Annotated in this window: 2 protein-coding genes and 1 pseudogene; all 3 read right to left on the bottom strand. The window is 68.0% G+C overall.

Annotated features, from left to right (window positions below; translation table 11 throughout):
* Positions 1 to 105 precede the first annotated feature (105 nt).
* A complete protein-coding gene (locus FV223_RS25230) occupies positions 106 to 927 on the bottom strand; it encodes an alpha/beta hydrolase (RefSeq protein WP_147729520.1) in 822 nt (273 codons plus the stop codon).
* 196 nt (positions 928 to 1,123) lie between these two features.
* Positions 1,124 to 1,654, bottom strand: coding sequence for a MucR family transcriptional regulator (locus FV223_RS25225; protein ID WP_147729521.1), 531 nt, complete (start codon positions 1,652 to 1,654; stop codon positions 1,124 to 1,126).
* A gap of 727 nt (positions 1,655 to 2,381) precedes the next feature.
* Positions 2,382 to 2,505 (bottom strand): annotated as a pseudogene (locus FV223_RS32100) (sugar transporter); the annotation flags it as partial.

Below are 2,505 nucleotides of genomic sequence, written 5' to 3'. Positions count from 1 at the left end.
CCGCGCCGCCGCGGGCCGGCCCGGACCGACGGGCGTTTGCGGCCTGTCTATCGCGGCCGAATGCGGCGCGCGAGAGCCCGATCCCGGGCTCGCGCACGCACGCGTTCAGCCCTTCAGGAACGCCAGCAGGTCGGCGTTCAACCGTTCGGCATGGGTGAACGGCACCGCGTGCGGGGCGCCCTCGTAGACGACGAACGCCGCGCCGGGGATCGCGGCGGCGGCCGCCTTTCCCGATACCGCGATCGGCACGGTCTGGTCGTCGTCGCCGTGGATCACCAGCGTCGGCACCGTGAAATGCGCCATGTCGGCCCGGAAGTCGGTGGTGCCGAAGGCGCTCACGCAAGCGGTCGTCGCCTTGGGCGAGGCCAGCATCGCCAGGTTGCCGGCCCAGGTCATCGTCTCCGTCGAGACCGGCGAGTGGAAGACGCCGGCGCCGAAGAAGGTCTTGGCGAAGTTCGCCAGGAAGGCCGGACGGTCCTTCACGAGGCCGTCGATCATGCCCTGAAAGAGGCTGCCGTCGACGCCGTCGGGATTGTTGCCGGTCTTGAGGAGGTAGGGCGTCACCGCGGAGACCAGCACCGCCTTCGCGACGCGCGCGCCGCCGTGCCGGGACATGTAGCGGGCGATCTCGCCGCCGCCCATCGAGAAGCCGACCAGGGCGGCGTCGCGAAGATCGATGTGGTCGAGCACCGCCTTCAGGTCGTCGGCGAAGGTGTCGTAATCGTAGCCGGTCCAAGGCTGGTCCGACCGGCCGAAGCCGCGGCGGTCGTAGGCGACGACCCGGTAGCCCGCCTCGGCGAGCACCGGCATCTGATGTTCCCACATGTCGGCGTCGAGCGGCCAGCCGTGGATCAGCACCACCGGCCGGCCGGTGCCCCAATCCTTGTAGTAGAGCCGTGTGCCGTCCTTTGTCTCGATGAAGGCCATGTCTCGCTCCTGCTCGGATGGTCTTCCGCGGCGACCGCCCGGCCGGCGCGCAAGCCTGTCGCCGAAAGCAAGCCGACGACGCGCCGAACGTTCCGAGGCCGCGTAGAATGCAGAAAGGCCGGAGGGGTCATCCCGCCTCCGGCCTTCCGCATCGCAGGTCTCGTGTCGTCGCGTCCCGGGTCGCCGAGGCGGGTCCTCAGGCGTCCTTCTTCTTCCGGGGCGCGCGGGTCTTCTTGGCGGGCGCCTCGGATTCGGCGGCGGGCGCCTCCTCCTCGGTGACCACCGGCTCGGACGGGGCGGCCTTCGCCACGTTCTTGCGGCGCTGCTGGCCGAGGCCGAGGGCGCGGGCCAGCTCGGAGCGCTGCTCGGAATAGCTCTGCGACGTCATCGGATAGTCGGGCGCCAGGCCCCACTTCGCGCGATACTGCTCGGGCGAGAGGCCGCGCAGGGTCAGGTGCCGGCGCAGGGTCTTGTACTGCTTCCCGTCCTCGAAGCTGATCAGGTAATCCGCCGTGACCGAGCGACGGATTTCCTGCGCGGTCGCCTTCGGCGGCCCGACCTCGGCGACCGGGCCATTTGCACCAGACACGCCGACGATCGCCTCGTGCACATCGCTCAGAAGCTTCGGCAGTTCGGCGCTCTGGACGTGATTGTTGCTGACATAGGCGGAGACGATGTCCGCGGCCAACGTGATGAAGCGGGCCTTGTCGATGTCTGGTTCACTCATGATCTTCGTACCGTCATTCTGACTTCGGGTGATAGTTCGAACCGTAAGCTCAGTTTCGGCACCCGGCAAGATTATTTCGGGGTTTTTGACCGAATCATGAGGAATTCCGGCCTGATCGGCGGTACTCCGGCGCAATGCGCAGATCAAGAACCTCAGCGATGCGGACAAACGTTCGGAAATGTCGGCCGATTCGAACTAAATTGTGCGCAATTCTCCCGCGCGGTCGCACCAATCCATGGTTGTTGGGAAAAAATCCTGATGCCGATCCTGCGGCGATCGCGCGCCGCAACACCTTGCTCGGCGTATCGGTCAGGTGGTTCTAGTACCGATGGACTAGCCGTTTTTCGCTGCTGGGGCGCTGCGCGGTGCGCGGCGCAGCGATCGACCGACGGGCGAAAGCCCGGATGGGCCGTTCCCAGCGAAGGGCAAGTGATTCGCGTTGCGCGATTACCGCGGCGGTCGATCCGCCAAGGGCGGCCGACGGCACGCCGAGGCGCGCTCGGGCGCCGACCGGCATGATCCGAGGTTCGCGCGTCGAATCGACGAGGTTGCCACGCGAGAACGCCGGTGGCCGACGCGACCGTCCTGCGGCGGTTGCCGCGCCGGATCCGTCCTCGACGTCGAACCCGACGGGCGTGCCCCTCCCCGCCCGGGCTCGCCGTCGCCGCCGCGGCACGACGGGATTGTCCCGGAACGGCGTCCAGGGGCGTTGCGAGCCGGTCGTCGCCTACCGTGAGTAGGCGTAGACGGAGGCTGCGGATGCGACGGGGCCTGCGACGGTGGAGAAGACGCTGACGACCTTGGAGACTTCGGTGAAGGGGGCGTTGGAGACGTAGACGAGGTCGCGGTTT

Source organism: Methylobacterium sp. WL116, from assembly GCF_008039455.1.
In the GTDB taxonomy this organism is placed as follows: domain Bacteria; phylum Pseudomonadota; class Alphaproteobacteria; order Rhizobiales; family Beijerinckiaceae; genus Methylobacterium.
The sequence above is the reverse complement of the archived record's forward strand: the minus strand, read 5'-3'. Positions and strand labels throughout refer to the sequence as shown.